Raw genomic sequence first — 6,911 nt, forward strand, 5'->3', positions numbered from 1 at the left:
TACCGTATCATAACGCAGCCAGTCACAATGAATATAACGGCTAGCCCCAGTCCAGATGCTTAGCCAAAATGAGGTCACAATATCTGCCGGATCATAGCCTCTGTTAGATCCCGGCTGAGGTAAATCAAGGGAGCTGAGATACTCCTTGATTCCAGTCTGATCCACAAAACGCTTCATCAAACTCATTCCCCCAAAGGGTGTGACTGGCTTGTCGGAATACTCAATCGGCAGATTAACCATTTTGGTGAGATTTAATTCTATTAAAAATCGTGGTTTTCTATTCCCTTTCAAAGATTTTGGATCACTTTACTATTCCTATTGCATAATTGGGGTTAAAGCAACAAAAAAACCTCCCGATCGCTCAGGAGGTTTTTGTATTTATATACCGGACTATAATTCTTAATAGATAACCTTCACTAGGCTCTCAATTACCGAAGCCATACGGATGGATTCGAAGATTCTTTCTTCAGATGTTCCCAATTCGATCAGGTGATTCTCGTGAGAAGCTACACACATCTGGCAACCATTCACTGCAGAGACTGCCGTAGAGATCAATTCGAAAAACTCTTTACCCAATACAGGATTCATCATGATATTCATACGAAGTCTTGCAGGGATTTGACCGTACTTTTCCTTTTCCACAAAGTGGCGGAATCTGTATAGTACATTATTGCTGCTAAGCAAAGAAGCACAGGCTACAGCTTCACCGATCTCGGCAATAGTAGCTTCGTTTTCCTCTGCCAATTTTCTGAAAAATACCTGAAGTGGATTGTTTGCCGCGTTAGCTGCAAGCGCCAATCCCATTAAAGCTACTTCCTTTTGGTTTAGCTTATCTCCTTTAAGAATAGTCTTAAAGTTCAGTTTCAAATCTTTCACGTATCTGGAATCAGCATCGCCCAGATTTCTCAAAGATTCATTGGTAAATTCTTCATTCAAGCCAACTACCTCTAATAGTTCGGCTACTGATTGATTGATTGATAATACTTCCATGCTGTTAGATTTTTGGTTTGAAAAAAATAAAGGAGACTCAAAGGCCTCCTTTACTCAATTAGTTATGGAGACTTGAATTAGTTCAAGTTCAAAGTAGCTTCTCCTTTTTCCCAGTTACATGGGCAAAGCTCGTCAGTCTGAAGCGCATCAAGGACTCTCAATACTTCCTCAACATTTCTTCCTACAGAAAGATCGTATGCAGATACCCAACGAACGATTCCTTGAGGATCGATGATGAAAGTAGCTCTGTAAGCGATTTTCTCAGATGCTTCAAGAATACCAAGTTCTTCTGCAAGAGACTTAGAAGTATCAGCTAGCATTGGGAATTTAAGGTCACGAAGATCTTCGTGGTTGTTTCTCCAAGCCAAGTGAACGAATTCAGAATCAGTAGAAGCTCCTACCAAAACTGTATCTCTGTCTGCAAATTCACCAGCATTGTTATTGAATTCAGCGATCTCAGTTGGACATACAAAAGTAAAATCCTTTGGCCACCAGAACATCACCATCCATTTGCCATCGGCAGTGTGGATATCGTTGCTGATAGTCTGGAATTCTTGTCCTTTTTCTCTAGATACTACTGCGGTTTTTTCGAAAGATGGGAATTCAGCTCCCAAGCCTAACATGCGATTGTTCATATTGTTGTTGTTTTTAGTTTTCAAAATTATTACACAAAGTTGTCTCACATTTTTTCATAAATCAAATTAATAATTCTTATCTATTCATAACTTGGAGTTATATGACAATAGCGCAACTAGAGTACATCGTAGCACTGGATAATTTCAGGCATTTTGTGACTGCGGCAGAAAGCTGTAATGTCTCTCAGCCAAACCTCACAACACAGGTGAAAAAGTTGGAAGAAGAGATTGGAGTCAAAATTTTCGATCGTGACACCAAACCACTTCAACCGACAGTTGCAGGCAATTTGATCCTTTTAAAGGCAAGAAAAATTTTGAAAGAAATTTCAGAATTAAAGGAATTTGTGCTCACAGAAAAGGAATCGTTGGAAGGGGAATTTACGCTAGGAGTGATTCCTACTGTTTCTCCCTATTTGCTTCCGCTGTTTTTGCCTGCTTTTGTAAAAGAAAACCCACAAACCAAATTGGTGATCCGGGAAATGCAGACTGCAGAAATCATCCAAGAATTACAGCGAGGCACCTTGGATGTTGGTTTGCTAGCTACTCCACTTGAAGAAAAGTCTATTAGGGAAATTCCACTTTTCTATGAGCCTTTTCTACTTTATCTGCCAGAGCAGCATCCTTTTTTAAACAGGAAACATCTGATTCCCGCTATGCTTGATCCCAATCAAATTTTGGTACTGGATGAAGGTCACTGCTTCCGTGATCAGATTTTATCTATCTGTAACAGCAAAGCAACTAAAAATAACTTTGGATTTGAGTTTCAAAGTGGCTCCATCGAGTCTCTCATGCGATTGGTGGACAAAGGCGTTGGCTATACACTAGTGCCCGAAATGGCAGTGATGGGCAAAGAAGAACGGAAGATTCTCAGAAGATTTGATACACCAGAGCCCGTTCGTGAAATCAGTCTTGTGGTAGCCAACAATTTTACCAAAAACGTATTGATTCATGCGATCCGAAAGTCAATACTGCTGTCGATCCCGGAGCGTTTTCAGAAAGAAAATCAGTATAAGATGATTAATTGGAAGTAGGTATTCCAGGAGTGTAGCCAATATAACTAGGGATTGATTACCCGACTTTTAGGAGAAGTTCACCATGTCTTTTCACCACTTTCAATTCGAAATGCTGATTGATAAAAGCTTTGCAGTGGTTTTCTGCCCATTCGGCGCGTGACTCAGTATCAAAAAGTATGGTCATTCTAAGCATCGTTTTCACGTACTGCTCATAAATTCCCAATTCACGTACATAGTCAACAAGTATAGCCGTCCAGTCATCCTGAAATTTTTCTAGATGTGATCTTCCGTCGAAAAGCATTTCTAGCTGATTATCACCATGTTTGTAGCGATAAATGCCACAAAGTTGACGATAGATTAATCTAACCCGATCTCGTGGAAACTCACACGTGTCCAGAATCTGAGTGTAAGTAGTGTCCATCAATTGAAGCGGATTATACAGAGAAGTGTAGGATCGCTTCAATTCCAAAACCATTCTATCAATCAACTCCTCTTCAAGCACAGATTGGGCCTGTCGAAGGATGTAATTCTTATCTAATGGAAAGAGTTTCTGGATCATTGTGGACACTTTGCTTCGCAAAAATAAGAAAATATCTTTTTAGGATGGATTTAAATAGCGCTTATTGTTGGAGCTAGGTGAATAACTATTGTCCGAAGGAATGCACAATAAGGATGTAAAGTGTGCAGTATAAAGTCTTAACCAAGAAGTAACAGAGTTTCGTTAACTAGAGCTGGCTATGGAATGTTGACAATGGACTATTTTACAGAAATTCTAAAATATAATTCACTACTTTCACGGCTGAAATAGTTCTTAACTTTATTTCTTTATCAACCGGAAGAGGTTTTACTTAGCTGTAGATTAATAGGGAATCGTGTGAAAATCACGAACTGTCGCGCAACTGTAAGTAACATACCAAAGACTATCATCCACGCAAGTCCACTGTCGCCCACACCACGGAGACGGGAAGGACGATGAAAGTCGTTACAAGTCAGGAGACCTGCCTATTCCGCATTGACGATGCTTCCGCGATATGAGGCCTGATAGTCAAGTTTGATACGTTTTCTTAGAATGCTTTCCTCTGGGTCTATCGGCTCAGACAACAGATCCTATGTGCGTATTTTACTTTTCCGATTCCCTTATTCGCCTGCATTGTGAGATCGAGCCAAAGAGCTTTTAACTAATTATTCATCATTAAAAGTTAAAAGAGATGCAAACGCATAATCTTGGCTATCCGCGAATTGGTAGCCGCCGAGAACTCAAAAAAGCCTGTGAACAGTATTGGTCAGGCAAAATCACATCTGCAGATCTGCTCACTGCGGGAGAAAACATCCGAAAAGCTAACTGGCAGTTTCAAAAGGACTCCGGAATCGACCTGATTCCTTCCAATGATTTTTCGTTTTACGATCAGGTGTTGGACATGTCTCTGATGGTCGGGGCGATACCAGAGCGCTACCATGAGGTGATTCTCCAAAAAGGAGGAAATGAGCTGGACTTGTACTTTGCTATGGCGCGTGGTTATCAGCAAAATGGACTGGACATCACTGCGATGGAGATGACCAAATGGTTTGATACCAATTATCATTACATCGTTCCGGAATTTACCAAGAATCAAGGATTTAAACTTTTCTCCACCAAGGTCATCAAGGAATTTTCCGAAGCCAAGCAAGTGGGAATAACGACCAAACCTGTGTTGATCGGGCCAGTTTCTTATTTGCTTTTAGGTAAGGAAAAAGAGGAAGGTTTTGAACGGATCGACCTGATCAAAAATCTCCTTCCAGTGTATTTGGAAATCCTGAAAAAACTCGATTCCCTGCATGTGGAATATGTGCAGTTTGACGAGCCGTTCCTTGCGATGGATTTGACCGAGAAGGAGCAAAATGCATTTAGATACGTTTATGGAGAGATCAAAAAAGCATTCCCTTCGCTAAAGATCATTCTTGCCAATTACTTCGATTGCTTTGGGGAAAATTTGGAAATAGCCCTCTCTCTTCCTGTTCATACCCTTCATTTGGATTTGGTGAGATGTCCTTCCCAGTTGGATGATATTCTAGGTTCTGGAAAATTGAAAGCCAATGTGAAGCTGTCCTTGGGAGTAGTGGACGGTAGAAATATCTGGAAAAATGACTTTCAACATTCTCTTTCGCTTATCAATAAAGCGGTAGAAGCACTCGGTGAAGATCGTGTTTGGATCGCCCCTTCCTGTTCACTGATACATTCTCCTTGTGATCTGAGTTTGGAGGAGAATACCGAATCACTTCCTGTAGAAGTAAAGCAATGGTTGGCTTTTGCGAAGCAGAAAATAGAGGAATTGGTCGTTTTGGGAAAATTAGCTGAAAAGGATAGATCAGAGGAGATTTTGGGAATTTTGGCACAAAATCAACAAGCAGTAGGAAACAGGAAAACTTCCTCTTTGATCCACAATGAAGATGTGAAAAATAGGGTTGCCAGTATTGCTTTGGGTGATGATCAGCGAAAAAATGGCTTTTCAACTCGTCAATCGCTGCAAAAAACGGCTTTAAAGCTCCCACTTTTTCCCACTACGACTATTGGCTCTTTTCCCCAGACTTCAGAAGTGAGATCCTGGAGAGCGAGATTTAAAAAAGGGGATTTGACCCAAGAAGCTTACGAAAAGCTGTTGGAGGAGGAGACTAGAGAATCTATCCTTTGGCAGGAAGAAATCGGTATGGATGTGCTTGTGCATGGGGAGTTTGAGCGGAATGATATGGTCGAGTATTTTGGTGAGCAGTTGGATGGTTTTGCTTTTACGAAGTTTGGCTGGGTGCAGAGCTATGGCAGTAGATGCGTGAAGCCGCCGATTATCTATGGTGATGTGCACAGACCGGAGCCGATGACGGTTCGCTGGTCAGCTTTTGCGCAGTCGCTTACTGACAAACCTGTGAAGGGAATGCTCACAGGGCCAGTTACGATTTTGCAGTGGAGTTTTGTGAGAAATGATCAGCCAAGATCTCAGACCTGTACGCAAATTGCTTTGGCGATTCGGGATGAAGTAGTGGATCTGGAGAAAGCTGGAATTGGTGTGATTCAGATCGATGAACCGGCGATCCGGGAAGGTCTTCCGCTTCGCAAAGCTGACTGGCAGAATTACTTGGAATGGGCGGTTCGAGCGTTCCGCCTGTCTGCAAGTGGAGTGAAAGACGAAACGCAGATTCACACGCACATGTGCTATTCAGAATTCAATGACATCATCCAGAACATCGCAGACATGGATGCCGATGTGATTACGATCGAGTGTTCGAGATCGCAAATGGAATTGTTGGATGCCTTCGCGGAGTTTAACTATCCGAATGAAATTGGGCCTGGTGTGTACGATATCCATTCGCCGAGAGTTCCTTCGAAAGCTGAGATGACCCAATTGATGGAGAAAGCCAAGGCGGTAATTCCTGCGGCAAATCTATGGGTGAATCCTGATTGCGGTTTGAAAACCCGTCACTGGGAAGAAACCAGAAAGGCTTTGATTGAAATGGTGGCTGCTGCGAAAGAACTTCGTGAAGCTGTTTCTGAGCCTGTGAGCTAAAAAATATGCCTGGCGGGTTTTGAATCCGCTGGGCGTTTTTAAAAGTTTCAGCCTCTTAAAGGAGTTGGCTTAATTATTTTTAAATCTTGAATCTCTATCAATTTACGGAAGAACTCTTCTTGACTGTTAAAAGTGTAACCATTGGTTTCAAGTTTAAATGTTGCCGAATGCGTTTCAATTTCTAGAATGGTTGCTTCTATTTTGTACTCCCAATATCTAAGTCTGAAATAGCGTGCAATGTCAATACGGAATCCTAATTTTAATAGAATCCACATGGGGAACAAAAATATGGGATCAATAGACTCCTTTCCCTTTATTAATTCTAACCTTTTAATTTGATTAAATGGTATTGGAATTGAAATCGTACGATTGCTTTTGAATACTCTAAGCAATAGACCATTCGAGAAAATTGAGACTGTAATCTAAACTCTGTCTAAGACTTTGAATTTTAGTTAAAGTTTATAAGATAGAGCAGTATGAAAGAACAAGAATCAGCACTCAAGAAAAAAGTATTAGATCAGTTTTTATCAGGTGAGAACCTTTTCGGGAAGAACGGAGCACTTTCACCAATTCTGAAGGAATTTTTGGAAGAGTCTCTTCAGGCCGAGATGGATGAGCATCTCCGTGATGAAGATAAAGGTTGGTCCTCGGGTAATAAGCGCAACGGAAAAGGCACTAAAACGGTGAAGAGCAACGTTGGCGAAGTGACGATAGACACCCCGGAGGACCGGCACAGC

General features: G+C 41.4%; 7 protein-coding genes, 1 pseudogene and 1 riboswitch. Of the genes and pseudogenes, 3 read left to right on the forward strand and 5 right to left on the reverse strand.

Annotated features, from left to right (window positions below):
* The 3 genes and pseudogenes from LV85_RS21845 to LV85_RS21855 form a co-directional block, all read right to left on the reverse strand.
* Nucleotides 1–240: pseudogene (locus LV85_RS21845) on the reverse strand (hypothetical protein); the annotation flags it as partial.
* A gap of 159 nt (nt 241–399) precedes the next feature.
* A complete protein-coding gene (locus LV85_RS21850) occupies nt 400–990 on the reverse strand; it encodes a carboxymuconolactone decarboxylase family protein (protein WP_111323463.1) in 591 nt (196 codons plus the stop codon).
* A gap of 77 nt (nt 991–1,067) precedes the next feature.
* The gene (locus tag LV85_RS21855; protein ID WP_111323465.1) at nt 1,068–1,625 is read right to left on the reverse strand and encodes a peroxiredoxin; all 558 of its coding nucleotides are present in this window, start codon (nt 1,623–1,625) and stop codon (nt 1,068–1,070) included.
* Nucleotides 1,626–1,726: 101 nt separating this feature from the next.
* Here LV85_RS21855 and LV85_RS21860 point away from each other — a divergent pair, with 101 nt between their 5' ends.
* Complete coding sequence (locus tag LV85_RS21860) at nt 1,727–2,656, forward strand: hydrogen peroxide-inducible genes activator (protein ID WP_111323467.1); 930 nt, start codon at nt 1,727–1,729, stop codon at nt 2,654–2,656.
* A gap of 37 nt (nt 2,657–2,693) precedes the next feature.
* On the opposite strand, the gene LV85_RS21865 is transcribed toward LV85_RS21860, so the two are convergent.
* Nucleotides 2,694–3,197 carry a hypothetical protein gene (locus LV85_RS21865; RefSeq protein ID WP_111323469.1) on the reverse strand — a complete coding sequence of 168 codons (504 nt, stop codon included), beginning with the start codon at nt 3,195–3,197 and terminating at the stop codon, nt 2,694–2,696.
* Nucleotides 3,198–3,460: 263 nt separating this feature from the next.
* Nucleotides 3,461–3,658: riboswitch (cobalamin riboswitch) on the forward strand.
* Nucleotides 3,659–3,846: 188 nt separating this feature from the next.
* On the opposite strand from LV85_RS21865, the gene metE reads away from it, so the two are divergent.
* The gene (metE, locus tag LV85_RS21870; RefSeq protein ID WP_111323471.1) at nt 3,847–6,174 is read left to right on the forward strand and encodes a 5-methyltetrahydropteroyltriglutamate--homocysteine S-methyltransferase; all 2,328 of its coding nucleotides are present in this window, start codon (nt 3,847–3,849) and stop codon (nt 6,172–6,174) included.
* A gap of 47 nt (nt 6,175–6,221) precedes the next feature.
* Here metE and LV85_RS21875 read toward each other — a convergent pair whose 3' ends face one another.
* On the reverse strand, nt 6,222–6,449 hold the full coding sequence (locus tag LV85_RS21875) for a hypothetical protein (RefSeq protein WP_146260531.1): 228 nt from the start codon (nt 6,447–6,449) through the stop codon (nt 6,222–6,224).
* Nucleotides 6,450–6,650: 201 nt separating this feature from the next.
* Here LV85_RS21875 and LV85_RS21880 point away from each other — a divergent pair.
* On the forward strand, nt 6,651–6,911 hold a 261-nt coding region (locus LV85_RS21880; RefSeq protein WP_211318457.1), incomplete at its 3' end, for a transposase.

It is taken from the genome of Algoriphagus chordae (genome assembly GCF_003254055.1).
Taxonomy (GTDB): Bacteria; Bacteroidota; Bacteroidia; order Cytophagales; family Cyclobacteriaceae; genus Algoriphagus; species Algoriphagus chordae.